We start from the raw sequence: 26,996 nt of genomic DNA, 5'->3' as shown, positions 1-26,996 counted from the left end.
ATGGCGGCGACCTGGGGCGGGCCGCTGCTGCTTGTGGGTGCGAGCGGGCTGGCTCGCGAGGTGATCCCTCTGGCGGCCGAGGCAGGTCGTCCCGTGCTCGGTGTCCTCGACGACCAGCACGCCGACCTGCCGCCCGACATCGGCGGCGTACCGGTGCTGGGCCCGGTCGCCTCCGCCGCGGCGTACCCCGAGGCGGACCTGCTGCTGTGCGTCGGGCCGAGCGCGTCCCGTGCGGCAGTGCACGCCCGGCTCGGGCCGGGGTCGCGGTACGCGACGGTCGTCGACCCGTCGGTACGGAATCCCGCCGGGTGCCCCGTCGGCGCCGGATCGGTCCTGCTGGCCGGTGTGGCCATCACCGCCGACGCCCGTCTCGGTGCCCACGTGATCGCGATGCCGGGGGTGACGGTGACCCACGACTGCGTCGTGGCGGACTTCGCCACGCTCGCCGCAGGCGTGTCGCTCGGTGGCGGGGTGCACGTCGGCCGGGCCGCCTATCTCGGCATGAACGCCGCCGTGCGACCCGGCGTGCGGATCGGCGCGGGAGCGGTGGTGGGCATGGGGTCCGTCGTGCTCGGCGACGTGCCGGACGGCGAGACGTGGGCCGGTGTGCCTGCCCGGGTCCTGGCCCCTCGTCCTCCCGTCGGGAGCCCGCGATGAAGATCGTCGTCTACGTGCACCACATGGAGATCGGCGGGAGCCAGCTCAACGCGCTGGAGCTCGCGCGCGAGACGGTGGCCCGCGGGCACGAGGTGGTCGTCCTCGCGCCCCCCGGCGGGGCGCTGTGGGACGTCGCCCGCGGGTTCGGTCTGGACCTGGAGACGCTACCGACACACCTGACCTGGCCGTCGCCCCGGAACATGGCGCACGCCGTCTCGGCGGTGCGCCGGCTGGGCGCCGACGTGGTGCACGCCTACGAGTGGGGCCCGGCGATCGACGTCGCCCTCGGGCCTCACCTGCTGCTCGGCACACCGGCCGTGGTCACCACCCTGTCGATGTACGTGTCGGGCTACATCCCCCGGCATGTCCCACTGATCGTGGGTACCCGCCGGCTCGCGCAGGAGGCCGCGGTACGGCATCGGGACGTGCGGCTCATGGAGCCGCCGATCGACACCGTGGCGAACGCGCCGGGGAGCGCCGGTGGCGCCACGGCGCGCGACCGCTGGGGGTTCGGTCCGGAGGACGTGGTGCTGTCCGTGGTGTGCCGGATGTCCGACGATCTGGACAAGACAGCCGGCGTGCTGGAGGCGATGTCCCTGGTCGAGCGCGCGGGCTGGTGCAGCGCGCTGACCCTGCTCGTGGTGGGCGACGGCCCGCGCTACGAGGACGTCGCCGCGCGGGCCCGACAGATCAACACGGCGGTCGGACGGCGCGCCGTCATCGTCACCGGTGCGCTGGACGACCCGCGCCCGGCGTACGACGCCGCCGACGTCGTGCTGGGGATGGGCAGCTCGGTGCTCAAGGGGATGGCGTTCAGCAAGCCGGTGGTGGTCCAGGGCGAACGCGGCTTCTGGCGTCGTCTCGACGAGCAGAGCCTCGAGATGTTCCTGGAACAGGGCTGGTACGGGTCCGGCGGCCGGGGAGCGTCCGCGCTGTCCGACGCGCTGGAGCCGCTGGTCCGCAAGCCCGTACGGCGCGCGACCCTCGGCACGTTCGGGCAGCGGATCGTCACGGAGCGCTTTTCCCTGGCCTCGTCGGCCGCTCGCCTGGAGCAGGTCTACCGCGACGCCCTGTCCGCGGGACGCCGCTCGGCACCCTCGCTCGCCCGGACGGCCGCCGTCGTCGCGCGCGACACCGCGCGCGGCCTCCTGCGCGAGAGGCCCGCACATGGCTGACGGACAGGCGTTGAGCGGCCGGGTCGGGCGGGCTCTGCGCTGGAGCACCACCGGCACGCTGGTCGTGCGCCTGGGCAACCTCGGCCTCGGGGTCGTCATCGCGCGGATCGTGTCGCCGGAGGAGTTCGGCCTGTACGCGATCGCCCTGACGGTGCAGAGCGTCGTCATGGCCCTCGCGGACCTCGGGCTGAGCGCCGACCTGGTCCGCAGCCCCGACTTCGCCCGGCGCACCGGCCCGGTAGCCGTGCTCGGGCTCGCGACCGGGACCGTCCTCGCCGTGGTCACCGCGCTGTCCGCGCCCGCACTCGCCAGCGCGATGGGCGGGCCCGGAGCGGCCGGGCCCATCGCCATCCTCGCGGGTACGTTCCTGCTCGCCGGTGTGGGCGTCGTGCCGTTCGCCACCCTCCAGCGCCGGCTCGACCAGCGCGGCCTGTTCCGGTCCAACGCCGTCGACTTCGGTGTCGGCGCGGCGGTGACGCTGGTGCTGGCGGCGTTCGGCCACGGCCTGGTCGGCCTGGCCGTGGGCCGGGTGGCCGGCCAGGCATGCGGCGTCGCCATGCAGTTCTGGCTCGCCCGGACCGGCCTGCGGCTCTCCTGGGACCGCGCGGTCGCGCGGTCCGTGCTGGCGTTCGGTCTGCCCGTCGCCGCGGCGAACCTGCTCTCCTGGGTGCTGCTCTCGGTCGACCGCGTCGTGCTCGGGAACGTCGCGGGCGCCGTCGAGCTCGGGTACTACGTGCTCGCCGCAAACATCTCGACCTGGCCCATGACCCTCGTGGGGCAGGCGCTGCGATCGGTGACGCTGCCCGCGTTCTCCCAGGTGCGGGAGCGTGCCCGCGCCGCACTCGTCCCGCTGCTCGCACCGGTGTGGTGGGCGGTCGCCGCCGCGGCGGCGATGCTCGCCTCGCTCGCCCACCCGGTGGTGGTGCTCGTGTACGGGGCCCGCTGGGAGCCGGCGGCCCAGATCCTGGTGCCGCTCGCCGTGGTCGGCGCCGTGCGCGTGGTCGCGGACGTCCTCGCCGGCTACCTGTACGCGCTCGGCCGCTCCCGCGGCGTGCTCGTGGTGCAGATCGTCTGGCTGGTCGCCCTGGTCCCGGCCGTCGTCGTGGGTGCCCGGCTCGGCGGGAGCCTCGGCGTCGGCGTCGCGCAGGCCGTCGTCGCCGTCACCGTGCTGGTGCCCGCCTACCTGGTGCTGCTACGCAGGTCCCGGGACGAGGTGGCCGCGCTCGCCCGCACGCTTGCCGTGCCGGGCGGCGCGGCCGTGTGCGCCGTCCTCGCGGGTGTGTTCGTCGCGGACCGGGTGGGCGACCCGCTGTGGGGCGGCCTGTTCGGCGGGGTGGCGACCCTCGGCGTCTACACGGCCACCACGCTCGCCTGGGTGCTCCCGCGCTGGCGGGCCGTCCGCGTCACCCTCGACGGCCCTGACACCCCTGACGGCCCCGACACCCCCGACGGTCCCGAACCGGACCCCGCTCTGCCTACCGAACCGCCGGAGACGGCCGGGGCACCTGTCGCCCCGTCCGGCCGACCGAGAGGAACGACCCCATGACCGAGACCCTGACCAGCACTCCCACCGCGCCACCTCGGCCGCCGGTGCCGTTCCTGGACCTCGGTGCCCAGACCGCCGAGGTCGAACCGGAGGTCCGCGAGCGCTGGGACCGGATCCTGCGCACGTCGGGGTTCGTCCTGGGGCCGGAGGTCGACCGCTTCGAGAGCGAGTTCGCCGCCTACTCGGGGGCGCGGCACGCCGTCGGCGTCGGCAACGGCACCGACGCACTCGAGATCGGCCTGCAGGCTGCGGGGATCGGCGCCGGCGACGAGGTGATCGTCCCGGCCAACACGTTCTTCGCCACGGCGGAGGCGGTGCTGCGCTGCGGCGCCACCCTCGTGCCCGCCGACGTCGACGACGACTACCTGCTGGATCCGCAGGACGTGGCCGAGCGCCTGACGCCCCGGACCCGTGCGGTCGTCGCCGTCCACCTCTACGGGCAGATGGCGCCGGTGGCGCGGCTGCGCGAGGTGGTGGGCCCGGACGTCCTCCTGGTCGAGGACGCCGCGCAGTCCCAGGGCGCCGGCCGTGACGGCCTGCGCTCGGGCGGCGCGGGTGACGTGGCGGCCACCAGCTTCTATCCCGGCAAGAACCTGGGCGCGTTCGGCGACGGGGGCGCCATCCTGACCTCGTCCGACGACATCGACCAGCGGGCACGCCGCCTGCGCAACCACGGTGGTGTCGACCGGTACGAGCACCTGGAGGTCGGGACCAACTCCCGGCTCGACGCCCTGCAGGCCGCCGTCCTGTCCGTGAAGCTCACCCGGTTGGACGCGTGGAACGCCCAGCGGTCGGCAGCGGCCGCCCGGTACGGGGCGCTGCTGGCCGAGGCGTTCGCGGACGTCCCGGAGCTCGTGGCGCCGCGCGAGCTGCCCGGCGCCACCCACGTGTGGCACCTGTACGTGGTGCAGGTGCCCGACCGCCCGGCCGTGTCGGCAGCGCTCTCCGCCGCGGGGATCGGGCACGGCATCCACTACCCGGCACCGGTCCACCTGCTGCCGGCCACGGCCCACCTCGGCCTCCGCCCGGGGATCGCGCCCCGTGCCGAGGCCCACGCCGCGCGGATCCTGTCGCTGCCCATGTTCCCCGGTATCACGGAGGCACAGCAGGAGCACGTCGTCCGGGCCCTCCGCACCGCGGTGGCGGGCGAGGCCGCACCCGCCGCGGTGATCCCGTGAGCAGCGGGGTGCTCGACGGAGCGGCCACGGCCTGGCGCGCCTGGGTGGACCGGCACGCCACGGGCGGGCCGACCGTCGGTGGCAGGCTGGTCCCGTGGCTCGCGGGCTGGGTCCGGTCGCCGCTGGCGCCCCGGGCGGTCCGGCGGCGGGCACCGTCGGCCCCGGTCGCCAGGCCACTGGTCTCGGTCGTGGTGCCGTGCTTCGGCTACGGCCGGTTCCTGCCGCAGACCGTCGAGAGCCTGGTCACCCAGGCGGATGTGGACGTCGAGGTGATCATCGTCGACGACGCCTCGACGGACGACAGCCTGGCGGTCGCCCGCGAGCTGGCGGAGCGGCACCCGGCGGTGCGCGTCGTCGCGAACAGGTACAACGTCGGTCAGGTCGCATCCTTCAACAAGGGCTGGGCGGTGAGCACCGGTGATCTCGTCGTGCGGCTGGACGCCGACGACATGCTGCCGCCCGGCGCGCTCGCCCGGGCGGCCGCCATCCTGGAGCGGTACCCCGAGGTGGGCCTGGTCTACGGCCATCCGCACCATTTCGACGACGGGACGGTTCCCGAGCCCGCGCTCGGCGAGCTGTCCTGGACGATCTGGAGCGGCCAGAAGTGGCTGGCCGAGCGGTGCCGCACGGGGGTCAGCTGCATCACGTCACCCGAGGTGGTCATGCGGTCCGCCCTGCTCAAGGAGATCGGGGCGCTGGACCCGGCGCTCCGCTTCACGATGGACGTGGAGATGTGGCTGCGGCTCGCCGCCGTCAGCGACGTGGCGTACGTGGGCGGAGCCGACCAGGCCCTGCACCGCGAGCACGCGGCCAGCCTGAGCGTCAACGAGGGGTCCGGGGCACTGCTGGACCTGCGCGCCCGCGCCGACGCGTACGACCGGCTGTTCGTCAACGTCGCGGACCTGCTGCCCGAACGGACCGGCCTGCACGACCGCGCGCGGGTGGCGCTGGCCCGGGACGCGCTGCGGTACGCGGCGGCGGCGGCCGACCGGCGCGAGCCGCCGGACGAGTACCTGGGCTTCGCGACCGACGTGTGGCCGACATCGAAGGCCTGGCGTTCGACCCGACGTGTCATGGACCGGGCCGAGCGTGCCGAGCGGCCCGGACGTTCCCCCGTACCGCGGGTCGGCGCCGCCGTGCGCCGCGTCGGCCGACGAGCGCGGACCGAGCTGATGTACCTGCGCTGGGCGACGTCCGGCCTGTGACCGAGGAGAGCTGCCGATGAACCGGCTGACCAGAACGACCGCCAAGATCCGCCGCCTGCGCCGCGCCGGCGTCGGTGGGCTGGCCCAGCGCGTCGCCGCGCGCGCCTACCGGGCCACGGACGCCCGGTCGCTCGGCTTCCAGCTCGAGACGGCTGACATCGCCGGGACGGTCCCCAGGTCGATGCCCGTCCCGGACCCCGTGCCGTCGGACCGGCCGCTCGTCGTCGGCTGGGTGACCTCGCCGCCCGCCGCGGGTTCGGGTGGGCACACCACCCTGTTCCGGATGGTCGAAGGGCTGGAGGCGCGCGGGCACCGGTGCGTCGTGTTCCTGTACGACCGGCACGGGCTGGACGTCGCCCAGCGGACCGCCGAGCTGCGGCAGGGCTGGCCGGGCGTGCGGGCCGAGGTGCGCGACGCGCGCGCGGGCTTCCGTGGCGTGGACGCGGTGGTGGCGTCCTCCTGGGAGTCGGCCCACGTGCTGCTCGCCTACCCCGACGAACCCGCGCACCGGCTGTACTTCATCCAGGACTACGAGCCGTACTTCTACCCTCGAGGCTCCGAGTACGAGCTGGCGGCCATGAGCTACCGGTTCCCGTTCCGGCGCATCGCGCTGGGCGAGATGGTGTCGGGCTGCCTCCGGTCCGAGCAGGACCTGGAGAGCGACGTCGTCCCGTTCGGGTGCGACACCGACGTCTACCACCTGCCGGAGCCGGAGCAGCCCCGCTCCGGCGTGGTCCTCTACGCCAAGCCGGACGTCGGACGCCGGGGCTACCTGCTCGCCCGGCTGGCGCTGGAACGTTTCCACCGGGCCCACCCGGACCAGGAGATCCACGTCTACGGGGCACGGCCCACTGGCCTGCCGTTCCCGGTGACCTTCCACGGACGGCTGACCCCGGCGGAGCTCAACCGGCTCTACGGCCGGGTCACGGCCGGGCTGGCGATGTCGTTCACCAACATCTCGCTGGTGGCCGAGGAGATGCTCGCGGCCGGTGTCGTGCCCGTCGTCAACGACTCGCCGCTGGCCCGGGCCGACCTGGCGAACCCGTACGTCGGGTGGGCGGAGCCGACGGCGGCGGGCATCGCCGCGGAGCTCTCGGCAGCGGTCGGGCGGCCGGACGCCGCTGCCTACGCCGCGAAGGCGGCGGCCAGCGTCATCGGACGGTCGTGGGCACCGGCACAGGCACACGTGGCGCGGATCGTGGAAGACGAGGTGCGGGGACATGGTCGCGCGTGACCGACCTGCGCCGCCGGGCCTCGACGAGGCCCAGGACGGCGCACGTGGCCGCCACCCCGAGCACACCGGTCATCGCGACGCTGCGGAGGGACGAGCCCTGCACGTGATGCACCACCGTCGACTCGGGCGCCACCGTCACCGTGATCTCGTTGACGGGCGCCACCCCGGCGCCGCGCTGGAGCTCGTGCAGCTCGTCAGCGATCCGGTCGAGGAGCACGGTCTGCTGCGCCTCGACCTCCTCGGCCGTCGCACCGACGACCTCGACGTACAGCACCTGCTGCGCGAAGTGGGTGGCCCACTGCCCGCCGGTGTCCGGCAGGCGCACCGACCAGCCGTCGCGCTGGCCCTCGCCGACCAGCGTCGCGTCGGGGGACGCGTACTTCGTCACCTTGTCGGCGCCTGTGACCGCCTTGGCCACGACGCCCGCCGTGATGATGATGTCCTCCGACGTGGTGCGCAGCGTGTTGGGGTAGGCGGCGCTCTGCGGAGCGAGGAAGACCACCTGCGTGCGGCTCCAGAAGACGCCGTCGTCCAGGGTGGTGCCGTACGCGGCCACGAGCGTCACCACCGCCCCGGCCACCACGAGCGGCCAGGAGCGCAGCGCCGCACGGATGAGCTCCCACAGAGCCATCTTTCCTCCGGCATTTCTCGGAGCGGGCGAAAAATGCACGCGGACACCGCAGCACGTTCCATTTCCAATGCTCAGCACGATACCTTTGCCGAACGTGACGCGAAACGGCCGGAAAGGGTGAAGACATGTCATTTCCCGACGTGATCCGGGCCCTGGGACGGCAGTGGGCCGTGACGCTCGCCGGCCTCCTCATGACCGGTGCCCTGATCTGGGGCGTGACGGTGGTGGCGCCGCCGGTGTACACGGCACGTGCCCTGGTGCTGCTCGTACCGTCCGAACAAGCGGTGGGCGAGGGTGGCAACCCGTTCCTGGCGCTCGGCGGGCTCGACCTGCCGGCCCGTGTCGTGGTCGCCTACTACGAGAGCGACGTCGCCGGCACCCGGTTCGCGTCCGCCTCGCCCGAGGGCGAGTTCGTCGTCACGATCGAGGAGTCCACCCGCGGCCCCGTGATCGCCGTCGACGTGACGGACGCGACGCCGCAGGACACGCTGGCGACGCTCGACCGGATCACCGAGTCCATCCCGGTCGAGCTGCGCCGGCTCCAGGAGGAGGTCGATGCCCCGCCGGAGTCCGTGGTCTCGACGCTGCTGCTGGCCAAGGACGAACGCGCCCAGACGGATGCCGGTGGCACCGTCCGCCTGCTGATCGCGGTCGGGGGCGGCGGCCTCGTGGCGACGGGTGTGCTCGCGGTGGCGATCGACGGCCTGGTGCGCGCCCGTCGCACCCGGTCCGCTGCGGCGGCCGCCGCGGCATCCGCTCCGGCGGCCCCGGCGCCGGCCCCGGCGTCACCTGCGACCCCGGGCACACCCCTGACGCAGGCCGCCGCCCTGCTCCAGACCGGCAAGGGCGCAGGTTCGTCGGCACCGCCCACCTCGCCGATGGGCATCCCCCGCCCGCTGCCGCGCCTGGTCAAGGAGACACCGCCGAGCGTGCCCCCGGCATGGCGCAACCCTCGGCCCGACGACGCGCAGGCGCGGTCCGGCACGGAGAAGAGGTGACCGAGGCCGGGGCCGTCCCACCGTCGTTGGCCGGGGGCGGGTCCGAACCGGCCGTCCCTGCGCGGCGCGGTATCCGCTTCGACGCGGTCACGTGGCTCACCGTCTACGTGGTCCTGCTCTTCGCCGTACCGTCGAGGCTCGTGATCGGCCCGCTGGGCAGTGCGGGAGCACCGTCGATGGTGTTCGGGCTCGGGGGCCTGCTGCTGTGGGTGCTCATGGTCGTGGCGACGGCCCGGGCAGCGCCGAGCCGGCCACGGCCGATCCGGATCGGGCTGGCCGCGTTCGCCGCGTCCGCGGGCGTCTCGTACGCGATCGCGATGTCGCGGCCGATCGTCTCGAACGAGGTCAGCCCGGCCGACGTCGCGCTCCTGGCCCTGCTCGCCTGGTCGGGCACCCTGCTCCTGGCACACGACGGGATCGCCTCGCAGGCGCGCCTCGACGTGCTCGTGTGGCGGCTGGCGCTGGCAGGCGGCGTCCTGGCGGTGCTGGGTATCGCACAGTTCGCGCTCGGCCAGCTCATCGTGGACCAGATCACCGTCCCCGGTCTGACGCTGACCGGCCCGTTCGAGTTCACGGAGCGCAACGGCAGGTACCGCCCCCCTGGCACCGCCACGCACCCGATCGAGTACGGCGTGCTCGTGGCGATGCTGCTGCCACCCGCCCTGCACGTCGCGTTCCAGCACGTCGAACGCTCCCGCCTCCTGCGCTGGGCACCGGCCCTGGCGCTGCTGGTGCTGGTCCCCCTGACCGGGTCCCGTTCCACCTACGTGGGGGTGGCGATCGGCGTCGTGGTGCTGGTCCTGGGCTGGCCCGGCCCGCGGCGCAAGGCGCTGCTCACCATCGGTGGGGTAGGTGCGGTCGCCGTGCTCGTCACCGCACCCGGCATCGCGACCTCGATCCTCGGCCTCTTCGCCGACGCCGACCAGGACCCGAGCGTCGCGTCCCGGACCAGCTCCTTCTCCGCCGCGGGCGAGTTCATCGCGCGCGACCCACTGTTCGGCCGCGGCCTGGGCACCTTCCTGCCGACCTACCGCATCTTCGACAACCAGTACCTCCTGCTGCTGGTGACGGTGGGCATCGTGGGCACCGTGCTGTTCGCCGGGCTCTGGTTGACCACGCTCCGCCGGCTCCTGCACGTGCGCTCGTCGAGCGCCGACGACCGGACCCGCAGCCTCGCGACCGCGCTGGCGGCGTCGGTCTCCGCGGGATTCGTCAGCCTCTCCTTCTTCGACGCCTTCGCGTTCCCGATGACCATGGGGACGCTCTTTTTGCTGATCGGTCTTTCGGGCGCCCTCCGCGACCCCCGGGAAGGAGATTCGAGACCGACCGGAGAATCACCCGGACAATCACCCGCGACGACATTCCCCGGCACCGCTTCGTCGTCGACCATGAACGAATGATCAATCTCTGCTTTCACGGCATCGGGACGCCCCCCGAGAGTGTTCCGTCCGAGGAGGCTGTCTACTGGATCACCGCGGACACGTTCCGCAGGGTCCTGGACGAGGTCGTCGACCAGCCGGACGTGCGGCTCAGCTTCGACGACGGCAACACGTCCGACGTCGACGTCGCCCTGCCCGAGCTGGTGGACCGGGGGATGACCGCCGACTTCTTCGTGATCGCCGACCGCATCGGGCGCTCCGGCTCGCTGTCCGCGGACGATATCCGCCGGCTCCGGCAGGCCGGGATGGGCATCGGGTCGCACGGGATGCGGCACCGGGTCTGGCGCGGTCTGAGCGCGGCGGAACAGCACGAGGAGCTGATCGACGCCCGCGACCGGATCGAGGAGGTCGTCGACGAGCCGGTGCACACCGCCGCGTGCCCCCTGGGTCGGTACGACCGCGGGACGCTGAGCGCGCTCAAGCGGCTGGGCTACTCCCGTGTCTACACCAGCGACCGGGCGCTGGCCCGCCCCGGCACCTGGCGGCAGGCCCGGTTCAGCCTCACGGCGGGCGACACCCCCGGCGACGTCGCCGGCTGGTTCCGGCACGGAGAGCGCTACACCGTGCGGGCCGCGGACGCGGCTCGGACCTTCGTCAAGGGCCTCCGCTGATGCCGGGCACGGACACCCGGCCCGGTCCGGAGAGCCGCCCGGCACCGAGCACGAGGGCGGACCGAACGCCCGAGGTCGCTGCCGTCGTCGTCACGTACAACAGCGCGGGCCACGTCGGGGACCTGCTGGACAGCCTGCCCGCTGCCTTCGGCGACGTCACCTACCGGACCGTCGTGGTCGACAACGGCTCGACCGACGAGACCGTTCGGCTGCTGCGGGAACGGAGCGACTGCCTCGTCGTCGAGAGCACGAACGACGGGTTCGGTGCCGGCATGAACCGCGCCGTGCGGCACGCTCCTCCGGCCGGGACCGTGCTGGTGCTCAACCCGGACGCGGTGCTGGACCCGGAGGCCGTGCCCCGGATGCTGCAGGTTCTGCGCCGTCCGGGGGTCGGCATCGTCGCACCCCGTACCCGTGAGGCCGACGGTCAGCTGTCGCCGACCCTGCGCCGCACCCCGACGGTGGCCCGGGTCGGGGGCCTGAGCTTCACCCGCATCCCCTGGTTCGCGGAACGCATCGACGATCCACGTGCCTACACCGCCGAACGGGCCGTCGACTGGGCGTGCGGAGCGATCTGGCTGCTGTCCCGGGAGTGCTTCGACGCGCTCGGCGGGTTCGACGAGTCCTACTTCCTGTACTCGGAGGAGACGGACTTCGCGCTCCGCGCCCGGGACGCGGGCTGGATCACGATGTACACACCGCAGGCAGGTGGGATGCACGTGGGCGGCGGGTCGGGCACGAGCAGCGCGACGCACACCATGCAGATGCTGAACCGCGTGCGGCTGGTCCGACGCCGGAACGGCACCGCCGCCGCCTGGGCGTACTTCGCGATGACGCTGCTCGTCGAGCTGCGACGCGGTGTGCTCGGGCATCGGGCCTCCTGGCCCACGCTGCGCGCGCTGGTGCGTCCCTCCCTCCGCCCGGCTGTCCTCGGCGCGAACGACGCGCTCCTGCCCCGATGAGCGCCCAGGAAACCGGTGGCGACGCCCGGCGTGCGGCCTGGACCGGCGCCCATGATCCGGACCGTGCCACCGTCGCGTCCGTGGTGATCCCCGCGCACGACGAGGAACGCACCCTCGGGCGCCTCCTGGACGCCCTGTGCGTCGTCCCGGGACAGCTGGAGGTCGTCGTGGCGTGCAACGGGTGCACGGACGGGACGGCGGACGTCGCCCGCCGCTACCCGGTGACGGTGCTCGACCTGCCGGAGCCGTCCAAGACGCTCGCGCTGCGCGCGGCCGACCGGGTGGCGCGCGCGTTCCCGCGCGTGTACCTCGACGCCGACGTGGAGATCACCGCCGACGGCATCGCGCGCCTCGCCGCCGCGGTGGGCGCGGGAGGCGCGGCCGTCGCCGCACCCCGGCGGGTCATGCCGCGCACCGGCGTGACGGTACTCACCCGCTGGTACTACGACGTCTGGGAGGCTCTGCCCACCGTGCGTTCGGGCCTCTTCGGGCGCGGTGTCCTCGCGGTGTCCCAGGACGGCGCGCGCCGGGTGGCTGCGCTGCCCGAGATGATGGCCGACGACCTGGTGCTCTCCGAGGCGTTCGTACGGGCGGAGCGCGCCGTCGTGCAGGACGTCACCGTCGTAGTGCACCCGGCCCGCACCCTGCGCGACCTCGTCCGCCGTCGCGCGCGGGTGACCACGGGCAACCTCCAGGCGGACCAGGCGGGACTGCGCGGGCCGGACGCGCGCACGACGCCCGGCGACCTCTGGCGTGTCGTGCGGGAGCGACCAGGGCTGGCGCTGCGGATCCCCGTGTTCCTCGCCGTCGTGCTCGCCGGCCGCGCCCGCGCCCGCTCGGCGGTGCGACGTGGTGACTTCACGACGTGGGAGCGGGACGCCAGCTCGCGGGTGTGAACGGGGGCGGTTCAGCCTCCCGCGCAGGGCGTGATCGGCTCGACCGGCGTCGTCCGCCCGTCGGACACGGTCACCACCGCCGCCTGCCGCACCGAGACGACGTCGCACCGCACGTCGACCGGACCGTAGCCCCAGCTGTCCTGGACCACCTGGAGGTGCCGCACGGCTCCGGTCGTGCCCGCACGGAACGGATAGCCGCCACCGCTCACGAGCAGCCCGTCGACGTCCACCGACGTGTTGCCCTGCTCCTCCGGGTAGAAGAAGGGCGCGTTGCCCGGGCAGTCGGCACGCTCCTTCAGGACGATGGTGGACGAGCGGACGACCAGCGGACCGCCGTTGTGCCCCTGGATGCCGTCCCCGTGCCAGTCCTCGCACACCTCGGGCGGGACGATACGGATGTAGCTGCTCTCGATGGTCACCCCGCCGCAGTGCTTCGAGCCCACCCGGATACCCTCCGGGGCGCCGTCGATCATGACGTCGCGGACGGTGAACCCACCGTTGCCGATGACGGGGACGTCGGCCTCGGTGCTCGGTGCCGTGCGCTCGAACGACGACCGCTCGATCAGCAGCCCGGATCCGCAGATGCCGTTCACGTCGTTGGCCACGGTGGTGTTGACCGCGTGCACGCGCCGCAGGGTCACGTTCTTCGCGGTGACGCGGACCGTACCGTTCGTGATCCGGAGGTCCTGCACGACCGTCCCGTCCTCGTCGATCAGGAGATCACCGTCGTGCGTCTGCCGCGGCGACCAGCCGGACGGGAGCCCTGCTTCGTCGCGGGTCGGGAACAGGGCGGGTGGCGGGGTCGAGGCGACGGTCACCGGCGTCACCGGTTCGAAGGACGCGGTCGGGACCGCCTGGGCGCCCACTGGTGTCGGGTCGGGCTGTGATGCGGCGAGAGTGCCGCCGACCACGAGGACACCGGCGACGACGAGCACGGCACGGCGGGGGAAATCCCACATTGTTATGCCTCCTGCGGCATCGTGACACGCCGCTTGTGGCCGGACAACCTGGCGGCGCGGTTCCGCCGGATGATCTTCGACGGTGGGCGCGTGTTCACCCTTTTCCTGTCGTGACCGGTACATCGACCCGGCGGGATACTCGCAGACGTGCCAACCGCTCAGAATGTCCGCACCGTCCCGGTCACCACGGACGACCTGCCGCGCGTGGGGGAATTCCTCAGCGCCCACCTGGACAACACCCTCACGTCCGAACAATGGGCACGGTCGCTTCGCCCCACGTGGCGCACGAGCCATCCCGACCACGGGTTCCTGCTCGAGTCCGACGGCCAGGTGGTCGGTGTGTACGCGGCGTTCTACTCCGAGACCACCCGCGCCGGCCGGCCGAGCGCCGTGTGCAACCTCGCCGCGTGGTGCGTGCTGGAGGAGTACCGCCGGCACTCGCTACGGCTGGTGCGCGCGATGCTCGGCCAGCGCGACCGCGAGCTGACCGACCTCTCCCCCAGCGGCACCGTGGTCCCGCTGAACGAGCGGCTGGGCTTCACGCACCTGGACACCTCGGGCGCGCTGGTCGTCAACCTTCCGCTGCCCGCGCGGCGGGGCGTGCGGCTGGTCTCCGGGCACGCCGAGATCGAGGCGGTCCTGACGGGAGCCGACCTGGCCGCCTACCGCGACCACGCGGACTCGGGCGCCGCCCGGCACCTCGTCGCCGTCGTGGACGGAAGGCCCTGCTGGGTGGTGTTCCGTGCGGTCCGCCGAAAGGGTCTCCGCCTCTTCGCGTCGGTGCTCCACGTCAGCGACCAGCATCTCTTCCGCACGGCCGCGCCCGCGGTGTACCGCCACCTCCTGGTCGCCCACGGGCTGCCCTTCGCACTCGTGCAGAACCGGGTCTGCGGTGCGCGGCCGTGGCACTCCGTGCCGCTGTCCGCGCAACGGCCGACGATGTACCTGAGCCGGACCGGGGAGCCCCCGGAGTCGGTCAGCTACCTCTACAGCGAGCTGACCCAGGTCCCGTGGTGAGATGCGGCAAAGAACGCCGCCGCGAGTTTCCATCCCGAATAATAACGCCAGCATTTAGCCCACTCGGTGGTGTATTTATCGAGCACTCACCGCACTTTAACCCCGGCAATTTAACCCCCGTTCGCAGAGCGCACAGAATTGCCGCGAACTATTCACCCTCTGGAATTCACCCAGCGCCCTGACCTGCGACGAGACCCGCCCTCTTCTTCACCCGCAGCCCTACCTCTATTCACCCCTGCACGCCCTCCGGAAAAGACTTCCAGCGCCGTACCGTGATCTTTGTGATCACCGCCTTACACCACCACGTGGAGCAACAGGCGCGCATTCGGCCCATGGCCGCGGCGCTGTCCTCCCGCGACGCGACCCTGACGTACGCGCAGCTGTGGCTCGCCGTACGACAGGCCGGCGCACAGCTCGCCGGGCTGGGTGTGGAACGGCACGACCGTGTGGCGGTCTACCTGGAGAAGCGGTTCGAGACGGTCGCGGCCCTGTGGGGCACGTCGCTGGTCGGTGGCGTCTTCGTCCCGGTCAACCCGCTGCTCAAGGGCAAGCAGGTCGCGCACGTCGTGCGCGACTCGGGCGCCCGGGTCCTGGTCACCTCGCCCGGCAGGCTCGCCGCCGTGCGCGACCAGCTCGACGGCACCGGCCTGACCACGGTGCTGCTGGTGGACCAGCCCGACAGCGGCACCGCCCCGGAGGATCTGCCGGGGGTCGCCGTGCACCGCTGGGCGTCCCCGCCGGGCGCCGAGGAGCACCTTCCCGTCGACGCGGAGCGCTCGCAGCCCGGGACCGACGTCGACATCGACGTCGACATCGCGGCGATCCTGTACACGTCCGGCAGCACGGGCTCGCCCAAGGGTGTCGTGCTGTCGCACCGCAACCTGCTCGTGGGCGCGACCAGCGTCTCCGGCTACCTGCACAACACCGCCGAGGATGTGCTCCTGGCGGTACTGCCCCTGAGCTTCGACGCGGGCCTCAGCCAGCTCACCACCGCGTTCGCCGTCGGCGCCCACGCGGTGCTGCTCGACTACCTCCGCCCGCGGGGCGTCGCCGTCGCCTGCGAGCGCTACGGCGTCACCGGCATCACCGGCGTGCCGCCCCTGTGGACCCAGCTCGCGACCGTCGACTGGCCGCCGCGAGCACGGCAGACGCTCCGGTACTTCGCCAACACGGGAGGGCGCATGCCCACCACCCTCCTGCGCGAGCTGCGCGGCCTGTTCCCCGCCGCCGCGCCGTACCTGATGTACGGGCTGACCGAGGCGTTCCGGTCCACCTATCTGGACCCCGCGCAGGTCGAGCTGCGCCCCGACTCGATCGGCCGGGCCATCCCCGACGCCGAGGTCCTGGTGCTGCGTCCGGACGGCACACCGTGCGCCGACGGCGAGCCGGGCGAGCTGGTGCACCGAGGCAGCCTGGTCGCCCTCGGCTACTGGAACGACCCCGAGCGCACGGCGGCACGCTTCCGCCCCGTGCCCGGATACGACGAGCCCTGGCGCGCCGCCCCGGAACCCGCGGTGTGGTCCGGCGACACCGTCGTACGGGACACCGAGGGGTACCTCTACTTCGTCGGCCGGGCCGACGAGATGATCAAGACCTCCGGGTACCGCGTCAGCCCCACCGAGGTGGAGGAAGCCGCCCTCGGCACCGGCCTGGCGCGTGAGGCGGTAGCCCTCGGTGTGCCCGACGACGGGCTGGGCCAGCGCGTCCTGCTCGTCGTGGCGGCACCCGCGGCGCTCGACGAGGACCGGCTGCTCAACGAGATGCGGCAGTCGCTCCCCACGTTCATGGTGCCCGCGGAGATCCGCCGGGTGGACACACTGCCCCGGAACCCCAACGGCAAGCTGGACCGCGCCGCGATCCGCACCCAGGTCGCCGCGGAGGTCTCCGCATGACCGCGCAGCCGCTCGTCGAGCCCGCCGATGCCCCGGCCCCTGAGGCCGGCCCGCTCACCGACGTCCGGCACCCGGCGGTCCGGACGGTGCCGGTATCGGGTGACGAGATCACGGTGGGCGGGGTGGCGCTGAGCCGGCTGGCCGAGCGCGTCGGGTCCACGCCGTTCTTCGCCTACGACCGGCAGCGCATCACCGACCGGGTCCGCGAGGTGCGGACAGCGGTCGGCGGCACGGTCCGCCTCGGCTACGCCGTCAAGGCCAACCCCATGCCCGCCGTCGTCCAGCACCTCGCGGGACTCGTCGACGCGCTCGACGTCGCCTCGGTCCGGGAGATGCACGGCGCGCTGGACACGGGCAAGGGCCCCCGGAACGTCAGCTTCGCCGGCCCCGGCAAGACGCCGGCGGAGATCCGGTCCGCAGTGGCGGCGGGCGTGCTCGTCGAGCTCGAGTCGGAGACCGAGGCGCGCCGCGTCGTCGCGGCGGGCGACGACCTCGGCGTCGTGCCGCGGGTCGCGGTCCGCGTCAACCCGGACTTCGCGGTGCGCGGCTCGGGGATGCGCATGTCCGGTGGCCCGCAGCAGTTCGGGGTCGACGCCGAGCAGGTTCCTGACCTGCTCCGCTACCTGACGCCCACCGGGGTGGACATGGCAGGGTTCCACATCTTCGCGGGGTCGCAGAACCTGGACGCGGAGCTCCTCGCCCATGCCCAGCGCGCCACCGCCGAGCTCGTCGTCTCGCTCGCCGACCACCTGCCCGGCCCGGTGCGCTACGTGAACCTGGGCGGCGGCCTGGGCATCCCCTACTTCCCGAAGGACCGTCCGGTCGACCTCGGCCGGGTCGGCGAGAACCTCGCGACCGTCGTCGCCGAGCTGATCGCGCCCGCGCTGCCGGAGGCCGATGTCCACATCGAGCTCGGGCGCTACCTCGTCGGGGAAGCGGGCTACTACGTGACCCGCGTGGTCGACCGCAAGATCTCCCGTGGCCGGACCTACCTGGTGGTCGACGGCGGGATGCACCACCAGCTCGCCGCGTCCGGCAACCTCGGGCAGGTGATCCGGCGCAACTACCCGGTGCTCGTCGGCAACCACATGGCGACCACGGACCGGGAGCAGGCCACCGTCGTCGGCTGCCTGTGCACGCCGCTCGACCTCCTGGCGGACGACGTCCCGCTACCTCCCGCCGAGCCCGGCGACCTGGTCGTGGTGCTCCAGGCGGGCGCCTACGGCCTCACCGCGAGCCCGACCGCATTCCTCAGCCACCCGGCACCCGCCGAAGTGCTGGTCTGACCGCCCCGACAGGAGAGAACACGATGAGCAGCGACACCCGAGACCGTCCGGCCGAAACCGTGACCAGCGACGAGGTATCCCTCGCCGACGTGCTGGACGTGGTCGGCACCACCCTCGGGATCGAGGAGCGGGTCAGCTCCTTCGATGCCGCCACCCCGCTCTTCGGCACCCTGCCGGAGCTGGACTCGCTGGCCGTCCTCGAGCTCGTGACCTCGCTGGAGGACAGGTTCGGGATCACGGTCGACGACGACGAGCTGACGGACGGGCTGCTGGAGACCGCGGGCAGCCTGCACTCGTTCGTCCGTGTCCGGGCCGGCCGAGCTCCGGACCGGTCATGACCGGCTCCGGCGACCGGGTGCGGGTCGAGCCGTCGGCGGACGTCGACGACGCTGCGACGCTCGGCGCCGGCACCACGGTCTGGCACCTCGCCCAGGTACGGGAGGACGCCGTCGTCGGCGCCGGCTGCACGGTGGGCCGGGGAGCCTACGTCGGGCCGGGTGTTCGCCTGGGCGACGGCTGCAAGCTGCAGAACTACGCCCTGGTCTACGAGCCGGCCGTGCTGGAGGACGGCGTCTTCGTCGGCCCCGCCGCCGTGCTGACCAACGACCTGTACCCGCGGGCGGTCAATCCGGACGGCACGGTCAAGACCGGCGACGACTGGCAGGCCGTGGGGGTCACCATCAGGACCGGCGCCGCCATCGGCGCCCGGGCGGTGTGCGTGGCACCCGTCACGGTGGGCCGCTGGGCCACCGTCGCCGCGGGCGCGGTGGTCACCACTGACGTACCGGACTTCGCACTCGTCGCGGGGGTACCCGCCCGGCGGATCCGCTGGGTGGGACGCGCCGGCGTCCCCCTGGAGCGCACCGGACCCGAGAGCTGGCGCTGCCCGACGACCGGCGACGAGTTCGTCGAGGACGGTGACACGTTACGGGAGGCCTCACCGGCCATCTCCGTTCCGGCATGAGTAATGTTCTAGTCATTTCTTTTCATTCGCGGACCATGACTCGCGCGGCGAAACGGCTTTCTATTTGTTAGCCCACTTTCAGCACGGGTGAAGCATGGGGTGAAGCCGCGAAGAAAGGGCTTACCAGGGACGACAGCACGCCAAAGCCCTTCTATTATCGGGAATAGAAAACACGTCGGGCCCCATCACGGGCCTTCGTCTGGATCGCGCCTCACCAGGTGCGATCACCTCCTGATGCATCTGACGGCGCTTTGTCGCGCCGCAATTCAGCGTGTTCAAGAACTCGTCGTCGGCCAGAGGGAAGAAGTGATTCATCGTGACGAGCCAGACGGTAGGCGGCGGTTCTGAGATTCGTCCTCGCACGGACGAGATAAGGGTGAACAGCCCTCTGTCACGCGGATTTCACGATATCCGGTCGACGCTCGCCCACCCCCAATGGCAGACCCGCTATCGCACACGCCTCAGACTCACGGACGCGGCGGTCGTCGTCACCTCCGGCATCGTGGCGTACGTGACCGACGCGACCCTGCTGTTCGGCGCCCCCGGGCACCCAGGGCCCCTGAGGTCCATCGCGATACCCGCCGTCGTGGCCCTGGTCTGGCTCGGCGCGCTGGCTGCGCGGAGCTCGTACGACCTTCGTGTCGTCGGCCGGGACCAGACGGAGTACCGGCGCATCGTCGGCGCCACGTGGACGGCGGTGAGCGTGCTCGTGCTCGCGGCGTGGCTGACCACGTTCGTCGAGGTGCGCGACGTGCTCGCCCAGACGGTCGCACTGCCGCTCGGGCTCACGGCGCTGGTCGGGTCGCGCTACTGGTGGCGCCAGTGGGTGGCGCGCACCCGGGAGCGAGGCGCGGGATGCATGACTCCCGTCCTCGTCGTCGGGCACCGCCAGCAGGCCGAGCGTCTGATCGGACGGCTGAACGGGTCACCGCAGCAGGGTTTCGTGGTCGTCGGCGCCTGCCTTCCGTCGGAGACTGCGGCCGGCGAGTCGCCGAGCGACCGGGTGCGGCCTCGAACCGGGTCGCCCGGGGACGAGGTGGGCGGCGTGCCCGTGCTCGGTGACCTCAGCCGCGTCGGCGAGGCGGCCGCCCTCGTCCGAGCGAGCGCCGTGGCGGTGAGCGCGTCGGACACCATCACGACCGAGGTGGTCCGCAGGCTCAGCTGGCAGCTCGAACGCGTCGGTGTCGACCTCATGATCGCGGCGGAGCTGGCCGACGTCGCTCCCGACCGCGTCAGCGTCCACCCCGCGTCGGGCGTCTCGCTGCTGCACGTGGCCGCGCCCCGCTTCGACGGCCCGAAGTATCATGTGAAACAGGTGATGGACTGGCTGCTCGCAGCCCTGCTGACGGTCCTCGTGTCGCCGGTGCTGCTCGGCGTGGGGCTCGCCGTGGCCCTGACGAGCAAGGGCGGTCTGTTCTACCTGTCCGAACGCGTGGGGCGCGGCGGCAAGATCTTCCGGATGTTCAAGTTCCGCACGATGTACGTCGGAGCTGACCGTGACGTGCCGGTGCTGGCCACGGTCAACGAAGCGGCGGGCCCGCTGTTCAAGATGCGCTCGGACCCGCGCATCACCCGTGTGGGTCGGGTCCTGCGCCGGTACTCGCTCGACGAGCTGCCCCAGCTCCTCAACGTGCTCAGCGGGCAGATGAGCCTCGTCGGCCCGCGGCCCGCGCTCCCGCACGAGGTCGCCGCCTACGAGGAGCGCATGCGGCGCCGGCTCCTGGTGAAGCCGGGCATGACGGGGATGTGGCAGGTCTCCGGCCGGTCCGACCTGCCGTGGGAGGAGTCGGTGCGGCTCGACGTCTACTACGCCGAGAACTGGACGCCTCTGCAGGACCTGGCGATCCTGGGGCAGACCGCCCGCGCCGTGGTCTCCGGCCGCGGAGCCTACTGACCCCTCGGGTGGGGTCAGCCCCGCACCAGCCGCATCGGCGTGTGCGGGATCCCGTCCTCCAGGAACTCCGCCCCGTCCTCGCCGAACCCGTGCTTGCCGTACCAGCGGGTCAGCGGCGACTGCGCGTCCAGCACGATGTCCCGGCCGTCGCCGGCCGCCTCGATGTGGCGCAGCGCCGCACGCATGAGCTCGTCGGACAGACCCTTGCCCCGTGCGCCCTTGACCAGGGCCACCCGGCCGATACGCCACTCCCCGCCGTCGTCCAGGACGCGGGCGGTACCGAGCACGCGGGTCCCGCCGTCGGACACCGAGTCGGGCGCCGCCTCGCCGAGCATCACCACGTGCACGGTGGTGGGCTCGAGGTCGCGCCCGTCGAGGTCCTCGTACGGGCAGTCCTGCTCGACGACGAAGACGTCCTGGCGCAGCTTCCAGACCCCATAGGCGATGGTGACGTCGAGCTGGGTGAGCGGAGCGGTAATGATCTGCACGGGGTCGATGCTCGCACGACTTCGGCGCCCGGAACATATCGTCGGCCGCCTTCCTGCCGTCCGGCGCGGTCGGCCGCCGCCCCGACCGGTGGGCAGCACACGCCAGGACCCGGATCTCCCTCGGACGAGGGATGGACTTCACCGCACGGAGGGATAGCCTCCGTGGCCGGCGCACGGAAAGGATCGGCCCATGACCGACATCACCGCCATCGCCTCGCCCGTTCCGCCCGAGGGCCTCACCGCACGACCTCGCCCGGCGCTCTTCCCGTCGGGTTCGACGAGCCTCCTCCCCCGCGTCCTGCGCAGCACCGCCCGGCTCCGGCCGTGGGGCCTGCCCGCGATCGCGGCCCTCGTCGTCGCCCTGGTGCTCGTGCCCACCGCGTTGACCGAGGTGTTCGCGCTGCCGGGCCTCGATCTGCATGCCACGGTCACCGAGGTCGGGACGATCAGCCTGTCGACGGCCCACCTCGTCTGGTTCGCCTCCTGCCTGGCCTCGCTCACGGGCGTGGTCCTGGCTCGCCACCGGCTCACGACCGCGACCTGGCTCCTCGCGGTCCCGTACGTGCTGATGCCGGCCGTAGGCATGATCGCGTGGGGGTGGTGGCTCGCGGCCGTCCTGGCTCTCGCCATCGCGGTGTACGACGGCGAACGGCGCCGTGCCGTGCCGCTGGCGGCCGGTGTGGGCGCCTACGTCGTCGTGGTCACCGTGCTCGACCTCCCGGCGCTGGCGCCGCTCGGGACCACCTACATGCCCGGACTGCTGTACGACGAGGGTCCGGTGGGTGCCGCGCTCAAGATGGCCGGGTTCCTGCTCGTGAACCTCGGTGCGGTCGGCCTGCTCCTCGTCGTCGCGGACCTGCTCGGGCGCCGGAACCGCACCGGGGCGGCGCTCGGGACCACCGGGCCCGTGGCGTCCACGGCCACGCCCGAGCCGGCCGCCGACGCCGCCCGGGTGGACCGGGCCACGGCGTCGGCGTCCGCCTCCGAGTCCGCGTCCGAGTCCCTGTCGGAGACCGCGTCCGAGTCCCTGTCCGAGTCCGCGTCCGACGGCGAGAGGGACGACGTCGCGTGGCTCGCCTCGCTGACGCCGCGCGAGACCGACGTCTTCCGGGCGCTGGTCCGCGGGCGGAGCAACGCCGAGGTCGCCGCCGAGCTCTTCGTGGGCGAGGAGACGGTGAAGACGCACGTCAAGGAGGTCCTGCGCAAGACGGGCTGCCGTGACCGGGTACACCTGGTGATCGCGGCCTACGAGGCAGGTCTGGCCCGGCCGCGGCGATGAACGTCCCGCGCGGACGTGTCACCCCACCGGCAGGTATCTCCTCCACCAGTCCAGGATCAGCTCGAAACGCTGCTGCCGGTGCCGCGGGCGACCGGAGCGTGACAGCTCGTGGTTCTCGCCGGGGAAGACCACCAGCTCCGTCTCCACGCCGTGCCGTTTGAGCGTCGAGTAGTAGCGCTCAGCCTGGGACAGCGGGCAGCGCAGGTCGAGCTCCGAGTGGAGCACGAGCGTGGGGGTGCGCACCTGCCCGGCGACCGCCTGCGGCGACTGCGCGGCCACCTGTTCCGGGGTTTCGCCCACGTACTCGAGGCCGAAGAACGAGCCGATGTCGCTGGTCCCGAAGAACGTCTCCGGGTCAAGGAACCCTCGCTCCACGATCGCGCCCGCGAACCGGTGGTCGTGCGCGATGGTCCACGCCGTGAGGTAACCCCCGTACGAACCGCCGAGCACGCCCACCCGGGAACCGTCCAGGCGCCCGTCCGCGGCCACGGCGCCGTCCAGGAAGTCCAGCACGTCGTGCAGGTCCACGGTGCCCATCGCCTGGCGGATCGCCCGGCCGTGGGCCTGCCCGTAGCCCGCGGAGCCGCGCGGGTTGCAGTAGACGACGGCGTACCCGGCGTCGACGAGCACCTGCGTCTCGTCGAACAGGTCGACGCCGTAGGAGGCGTAGGGGCCGCCGTGGATCATCAGCAGCGTGGGGTGGGTGCCGGTCCCCTCCGGGACGGCCACCCACCCGTGCACCGGGTACCCGTCGCGCCCGGTCACGGTCAGCTCCTTCGGCGTGACCAGGCCGGTCGCGCGGAGCGGCGCGGAGAAGTCCGTGCGAGGCCGGGGCGCGCCTCCCTCGGCACCGTCCAGGTCCACGACCCCCAGCTCGCCGTAGGTGCCGGGGTCGGCGTACGACACGGCCAGGGCCCCGCCCCCGACGGCGAACTCCGACACCACGACGTCGCCGCTGGTCAGCTGGATCATGGTGCCGTCGTCGGCGACGCGGACCACCTGCTGGGTGCCGCGGCTCGCGAGGGTGAGCAGCACGCCGCCGTCCGCCAGCGGCAGGGGTACGCCGCCGACCTCCTGCGTCTCGGGGTCGGTGAGGCGGCGCGGCACGGGGTCGGCCCACGCGGAGAGCACGTACAGCGCGGCGTTCCGGGCCACGAAGTCCTTGCCCTCCGCGCCCAGGTCCTGCGCGACGACGTACAGCTCGCCACCGGGACCGAACGCGATCGCCTGCGGGCCGAGCGTGCCGAGGTCGACGTCGGAGCCGCCACCGGTCGCCGGGACGCTCAGCGGCAGCACGCGCACGATCCCGGCGCCCACCTGTCCGGCGCCCTGCTCGCGCTCGGCGATCACGCCGATCGAGCCACCGTCCGGGGTGAAGGCGATGCCGCTGTGGTCGACGTCGTCGGTGGTCAGCCGCCGCGGCTCCGGCACCGTCGGGCACGGCTGGGGCTCGCCCTCCGCGGTTGGTGCCGGCTGTACCACGGGCTCGTCGGTGACGTCGGGCACGTCGACGAGGAACACGTGCTGCGGGCGGTCCCGGTGGTAGCCCAGGCCGTTGCGCGTCCAGCTCCACTCGGTGATGCGGCGCGGCGGCTCGGCTCCCGGCGCTATGCCCTCGACCGAGCCGTACCGGCCCGGCTGGGGCTCACGGCTCAGGAAGGCCAGCCGACGGCCGTCGGGCGACCAGCGGAAGTCGGTCACCCCGAGCTTGCGGTCCGTGACCTGCACGGCCTCGCCGCCGCCGGTCGGCAGCACCCACAGCTGGGGCGCCGACTGCGGCTGCGCGCGCAGGAAGGCGACCAGGGCGCCGTCGGGCGAGATGCGCGGGGCCGTGTCGCGGAAGCCCCGGGTGAGGCGGCGGGGCTCCTCGCCGGCGGCACCGTAGGTCGATCCGGCCGGGCCCGCACCGCCGGCCGGGCCCGTCGAGACCAGCGGCACCCGCCAGAGCTGCCCAACGGTGGCGTCGGCGTCGAGGTCGGGACGGGTTACCGAGACGACGGCCCAGGTGCCGTCGGGATGGACGGCGGGCCTGGAGACGGTACGGATCAGGGGAAGGTCGGCTGCCTGCATGACCCGGACATTACCCTTGCCCACATGTCCGAAACACAGCAGACAGACGCCCCCACGAGTGCTCACGAGGCCTGGGGCGAGCCGCGAACCCGCGAGCTCACCTGGTACGACCCGATGCAGATCGCGGCACAGGCGCCGCTGACCTCAGGCGTCGAGTTCCTGCGCCGGATGCGGGACGGCATCATCCCGCCGCCGCCGATCGCCGCGCACTTCGGCCTCGACATCGATGTCGTGGAGGAGGGGCGGGTCACGTTCCGGTGCTCGCCCGACGAGTCCGGCTACAACCCCATCGGTACGGTCCACGGGGGCGTGCTCTGCACCATCCTGGACACGGTGTGCGGCTGCGCGATCCAGTCGGTGCTGCCCCAGGGCAAGGGCTACACGTCGGTGGAGATCAAGGTCAGCTACGTCAAGGCCGTGCGCGGCAACAGCGGCCCCCTCACCGCGGAGGGCACGGTGGTCAAGGCCGGTTCCCGGGTCGGCTTCACCGAGGGCGTCGTCCGGGACGGGAGCGGTGCGGTGGTGGCGACGGCGTCGAGCACCCTCCTGATCTTCGACATCCCGCCCTCGCGCCCGTAACGGGCGGACAAGCGTGGTCGGTAGTACGTCAGGTGGTCGGCAACTCGGAATACCGACTACCTGACGTACTGCCGACCAGCCTCACCCCGCAATCTCATCCCGCAGTCGTGTGGATGATGATGAGGCCAACCACCCAGGCGCCCGACGCGACGAGGGCACCGATGAGCTGCACGCCGATGGTGATCAGCGTCGCCTGGACGGCCGTCTTCGTGGACCCCCACGCCGTCGACACGTTCCTGTGCCGCGCCCACTCCAGCAGGAAGATCGCGCCGACGAAGAAGATGAACAGGCCGATCACCGGCAGCACGAAGAAGCCGATGATGCCGGCGATTCCACCGACGGCGAGGGTCGGCCACGGCACCTTGGCCTTGCGCAGGTGCTTGCCCGCGATCACCCACTGGGCGATCTCAGCGGTGGCGATGGCGGCAGCGGCGATGCCGAAGACCACCCATGCCGCGACCCCGCCCGTCATGATCGCCCAGACGAGGATGCCGCCCAGCACCAGCACCGAGCCAGGCAACACCTGGACGACGATGCCGATCAGTCCCACCAGGATGGCCACGCCGACGAGTACTTCTCCCAGAACGCTCACGGCCGAAACCCTAGCGGTCCGACGACCCCACCTCGATCACACCCGGCCGATCGAGCAGCCCGGACATCAACCCGGACAGAGCGGGACATGTCTACCCTGCTCACCATGACGCACGCGGTGGCCGGCTACCTGGCCCGACTCGGCCTCGACGAGCGGCCTCCGGCGACGGTCGAGACCCTCTTCGAGCTCCATCAGCGGCACGCCGAGCGGATCCCGTACGAGAACCTGCACACCATGCTCGGCAGCCCGCCCGCCGTCGACGCGGGGGCGACGCTGGCCCGGGTCGCGGCGGGCGGCAACGCCGGTTACTGCTTCCACCACAACGGGGTCATGACGGTGGCCCTGCGCGCGCTCGGCTACGACGTCGTACCGGCGTGGGGTCACAACTGGGAGACCGAGGACGAGCGGCGGGACGTGCACGTCGGTCACCTGGCGCTCTACGTCCGCGGTCTGCCCACCGACAGCAATCCCGGTGGCGTCTGGTGGCCCGACGTCGGCTGCGGCGACGGCCTCCACTCCCCGCTCCCGATGATCGCGGGCCCGCACCGGCAGGGCCCGTTCACCTACCGGCTCGAGCTGCGCGACGGCGGCTGGACGTTCCACCACGATCCCGCGGGCAGCTTCAGCAGCGTGGACCTCTTCGACGAGGAGCTGACCCCGGAGCAGGAGGCGGCGGCGCACCGCCGCCTCACCGCGCCGGACGACGGGACCTACGCCCGCATGCTCGTGGTCCAGCGCCGCCTGCCCGACGCCGCGGAGACCCTGCGCGGCTGCCTGTTCTCCCGCACCGGGACCCAGACCGACTTCGCCGAGCTGACGACGTACGACGACTGGCGGGACGGCCTGGCCACGCTCGGCATCGCGCTGCAGGGCGTCGACGACGACGCGCTGCGCGGCCTGTTCGACCACAGCCTGACCACCCACCGGAAGTGGATGTCGACCTTGTAGCGGTCAGCCGATCAGTTCCAGAAGACCGCGACCAGGATGTTCACCAGGGTGAGCCCGAGAACCGAGCCCTTGAGGCCCTTGGAGACGTCCTCGCCCTTGCGGACGGCGAGCACGGCCAGCACTGCGACGGCGAGCGCGATGACCAGCTTGACGCCGATCTTCGCCATGGATGGGCCGCCGTCGTCCCAGAGGCCTCCCATCTCCGCGATGCCGACCATGATCACGCCCGCGACGACGGCTCCCATGGCACCGTGCGAGACACCCTTGTAGAGGGCCTTGGTCCGCATCGATGCGATAGCGCCACCGAACACCAGGGCCCAGCTCGCGAAGTGCACGAATACGAAGACGTTGTAGAGGAATTCCATGCCCGTCAGCCTATCTGCGGCGCGAGCCGCCAGGGCAGGAAAAACCGGGCTCTCCGCGCGGTAGTGACAAGTGCCACGAAACAACCCAGGACGGCCCGCTCCTGGCCCTCTCCCGGCCGACCCCGGTCTCC

At 72.7% G+C, this 26,996-nt stretch carries 26 protein-coding genes; 20 read left to right on the top strand and 6 right to left on the bottom strand.

What is annotated here, in order from left to right; genetic code table 11:
- From LUU90_RS16680 to LUU90_RS16655, 6 genes are read left to right on the top strand one after another with little or no spacing between them, the layout of a single operon-like run.
- The gene (locus LUU90_RS16680; RefSeq protein ID WP_275004703.1) at positions 1-657 is read left to right on the top strand and encodes an acetyltransferase; all 657 of its coding nucleotides are present in this window, start codon (positions 1-3) and stop codon (positions 655-657) included.
- Positions 654-1,832: a glycosyltransferase family 4 protein gene (locus LUU90_RS16675; RefSeq protein ID WP_275004701.1), complete on the top strand. Its 1,179-nt coding sequence runs from the start codon at positions 654-656 to the stop codon at positions 1,830-1,832. Before LUU90_RS16680 ends, LUU90_RS16675 begins: the two co-directional genes overlap by 4 nt.
- Entirely contained in the window at positions 1,825-3,378 is a 1,554-nt protein-coding gene (locus tag LUU90_RS16670; protein ID WP_275004700.1) for an oligosaccharide flippase family protein, read from the top strand. Before LUU90_RS16675 ends, LUU90_RS16670 begins: the two co-directional genes overlap by 8 nt.
- Complete coding sequence (locus LUU90_RS16665) at positions 3,375-4,556, top strand: DegT/DnrJ/EryC1/StrS family aminotransferase (RefSeq protein ID WP_275004698.1); 1,182 nt, start codon at positions 3,375-3,377, stop codon at positions 4,554-4,556. Before LUU90_RS16670 ends, LUU90_RS16665 begins: the two co-directional genes overlap by 4 nt.
- A complete protein-coding gene (locus LUU90_RS16660; RefSeq protein ID WP_275004697.1) occupies positions 4,553-5,761 on the top strand; it encodes a glycosyltransferase family 2 protein in 1,209 nt (402 codons plus the stop codon). The genes LUU90_RS16665 and LUU90_RS16660 overlap by 4 nt, the downstream gene beginning before the upstream one ends.
- 16 nt (positions 5,762-5,777) lie before the next feature.
- The gene (locus LUU90_RS16655; RefSeq protein ID WP_275004696.1) at positions 5,778-6,995 is read left to right on the top strand and encodes a glycosyltransferase family 1 protein; all 1,218 of its coding nucleotides are present in this window, start codon (positions 5,778-5,780) and stop codon (positions 6,993-6,995) included.
- Here the strand turns inward: LUU90_RS16655 and LUU90_RS16650 are convergent.
- A complete protein-coding gene (locus tag LUU90_RS16650; protein WP_275004694.1) occupies positions 6,913-7,626 on the bottom strand; it encodes a hypothetical protein in 714 nt (237 codons plus the stop codon). The genes LUU90_RS16655 and LUU90_RS16650 overlap by 83 nt on opposite strands.
- 125 nt (positions 7,627-7,751) lie before the next feature.
- Between LUU90_RS16650 and LUU90_RS16645 the strand changes: the two genes are divergently transcribed.
- The 5 genes from LUU90_RS16645 to LUU90_RS16625 are packed head-to-tail and all read left to right on the top strand — an operon-like array spanning position 7,752 to position 12,532.
- A complete protein-coding gene (locus LUU90_RS16645) occupies positions 7,752-8,624 on the top strand; it encodes a hypothetical protein (RefSeq protein ID WP_275004692.1) in 873 nt (290 codons plus the stop codon).
- Complete coding sequence (locus LUU90_RS16640) at positions 8,621-10,024, top strand: O-antigen ligase family protein (protein ID WP_275004690.1); 1,404 nt, start codon at positions 8,621-8,623, stop codon at positions 10,022-10,024. Before LUU90_RS16645 ends, LUU90_RS16640 begins: the two co-directional genes overlap by 4 nt.
- Positions 10,021-10,674 (top strand): polysaccharide deacetylase family protein, encoded by a 654-nt coding sequence (locus tag LUU90_RS16635; protein ID WP_275004688.1) that lies wholly within the window; start codon positions 10,021-10,023, stop codon positions 10,672-10,674. The genes LUU90_RS16640 and LUU90_RS16635 overlap by 4 nt, the downstream gene beginning before the upstream one ends.
- Entirely contained in the window at positions 10,674-11,636 is a 963-nt protein-coding gene (locus LUU90_RS16630) for a glycosyltransferase family 2 protein (protein ID WP_275004686.1), read from the top strand. Before LUU90_RS16635 ends, LUU90_RS16630 begins: the two co-directional genes overlap by 1 nt.
- The gene (locus LUU90_RS16625; RefSeq protein ID WP_275004685.1) at positions 11,633-12,532 is read left to right on the top strand and encodes a glycosyltransferase family 2 protein; all 900 of its coding nucleotides are present in this window, start codon (positions 11,633-11,635) and stop codon (positions 12,530-12,532) included. Before LUU90_RS16630 ends, LUU90_RS16625 begins: the two co-directional genes overlap by 4 nt.
- A gap of 11 nt (positions 12,533-12,543) precedes the next feature.
- Here the strand turns inward: LUU90_RS16625 and LUU90_RS16620 are convergent, their stop codons facing one another.
- Entirely contained in the window at positions 12,544-13,491 is a 948-nt protein-coding gene (locus tag LUU90_RS16620) for a hypothetical protein (RefSeq protein WP_275004683.1), read from the bottom strand.
- 147 nt (positions 13,492-13,638) lie between these two features.
- Here LUU90_RS16620 and LUU90_RS16615 point away from each other — a divergent pair, with 147 nt between their 5' ends.
- From LUU90_RS16615 to LUU90_RS16590, 6 genes are all read left to right on the top strand, one after another.
- Positions 13,639-14,508: a GNAT family N-acetyltransferase gene (locus tag LUU90_RS16615; protein ID WP_275004682.1), complete on the top strand. Its 870-nt coding sequence runs from the start codon at positions 13,639-13,641 to the stop codon at positions 14,506-14,508.
- 281 nt (positions 14,509-14,789) lie between these two features.
- A complete protein-coding gene (locus LUU90_RS16610) occupies positions 14,790-16,400 on the top strand; it encodes an acyl-CoA ligase (AMP-forming), exosortase A system-associated (protein ID WP_275004681.1) in 1,611 nt (536 codons plus the stop codon).
- Positions 16,397-17,686 (top strand): pyridoxal-dependent decarboxylase, exosortase A system-associated, encoded by a 1,290-nt coding sequence (locus tag LUU90_RS16605; RefSeq protein WP_275004679.1) that lies wholly within the window; start codon positions 16,397-16,399, stop codon positions 17,684-17,686. The genes LUU90_RS16610 and LUU90_RS16605 overlap by 4 nt, the downstream gene beginning before the upstream one ends.
- A gap of 23 nt (positions 17,687-17,709) precedes the next feature.
- Entirely contained in the window at positions 17,710-18,024 is a 315-nt protein-coding gene (locus LUU90_RS16600) for an acyl carrier protein (protein ID WP_275004678.1), read from the top strand.
- Positions 18,021-18,650, top strand: a complete 630-nt coding sequence (locus LUU90_RS16595) for an acyltransferase (RefSeq protein WP_275004676.1) — start codon at positions 18,021-18,023, stop codon at positions 18,648-18,650. The genes LUU90_RS16600 and LUU90_RS16595 overlap by 4 nt, the downstream gene beginning before the upstream one ends.
- 388 nt (positions 18,651-19,038) lie before the next feature.
- A complete protein-coding gene (locus LUU90_RS16590; RefSeq protein ID WP_342470557.1) occupies positions 19,039-20,544 on the top strand; it encodes a sugar transferase in 1,506 nt (501 codons plus the stop codon).
- A 14-nt stretch (positions 20,545-20,558) separates the two neighbouring features.
- Here LUU90_RS16590 and LUU90_RS16585 read toward each other — a convergent pair whose 3' ends face one another.
- On the bottom strand, positions 20,559-21,032 hold the full coding sequence (locus LUU90_RS16585; RefSeq protein ID WP_275004674.1) for a GNAT family N-acetyltransferase: 474 nt from the start codon (positions 21,030-21,032) through the stop codon (positions 20,559-20,561).
- A gap of 190 nt (positions 21,033-21,222) precedes the next feature.
- On the opposite strand from LUU90_RS16585, the gene LUU90_RS16580 reads away from it, so the two are divergent.
- The gene (locus tag LUU90_RS16580; protein WP_275004672.1) at positions 21,223-22,311 is read left to right on the top strand and encodes a helix-turn-helix transcriptional regulator; all 1,089 of its coding nucleotides are present in this window, start codon (positions 21,223-21,225) and stop codon (positions 22,309-22,311) included.
- Positions 22,312-22,329: 18 nt separating this feature from the next.
- On the opposite strand, the gene LUU90_RS16575 is transcribed toward LUU90_RS16580, so the two are convergent.
- Complete coding sequence (locus LUU90_RS16575) at positions 22,330-24,381, bottom strand: S9 family peptidase (RefSeq protein WP_275004670.1); 2,052 nt, start codon at positions 24,379-24,381, stop codon at positions 22,330-22,332.
- A gap of 24 nt (positions 24,382-24,405) precedes the next feature.
- Between LUU90_RS16575 and LUU90_RS16570 the strand changes: the two genes are divergently transcribed.
- Entirely contained in the window at positions 24,406-24,960 is a 555-nt protein-coding gene (locus tag LUU90_RS16570; RefSeq protein WP_275004669.1) for a PaaI family thioesterase, read from the top strand.
- 94 nt (positions 24,961-25,054) lie between these two features.
- On the opposite strand, the gene LUU90_RS16565 is transcribed toward LUU90_RS16570, so the two are convergent.
- Positions 25,055-25,552, bottom strand: coding sequence for a DUF456 domain-containing protein (locus tag LUU90_RS16565; protein ID WP_275004667.1), 498 nt, complete (start codon positions 25,550-25,552; stop codon positions 25,055-25,057).
- Between the two features lie 105 nt (positions 25,553-25,657).
- Here LUU90_RS16565 and LUU90_RS16560 point away from each other — a divergent pair, with 105 nt between their 5' ends.
- Positions 25,658-26,500, top strand: a complete 843-nt coding sequence (locus tag LUU90_RS16560) for an arylamine N-acetyltransferase family protein (RefSeq protein ID WP_275004665.1) — start codon at positions 25,658-25,660, stop codon at positions 26,498-26,500.
- A gap of 11 nt (positions 26,501-26,511) precedes the next feature.
- Here the strand turns inward: LUU90_RS16560 and LUU90_RS16555 are convergent, their stop codons facing one another.
- Positions 26,512-26,865, bottom strand: a complete 354-nt coding sequence (locus tag LUU90_RS16555; protein WP_275004664.1) for a hypothetical protein — start codon at positions 26,863-26,865, stop codon at positions 26,512-26,514.
- Positions 26,866-26,996: the final 131 nt, after the last annotated feature.

It is taken from the genome of Promicromonospora iranensis, from assembly GCF_028994775.1.
GTDB classification, from domain to species: Bacteria; Actinomycetota; Actinomycetes; order Actinomycetales; family Cellulomonadaceae; genus Promicromonospora; species Promicromonospora iranensis_A.
Note: the sequence above shows the minus strand (reverse complement) of the source record. Positions and strands in the feature narration are given on the sequence as shown.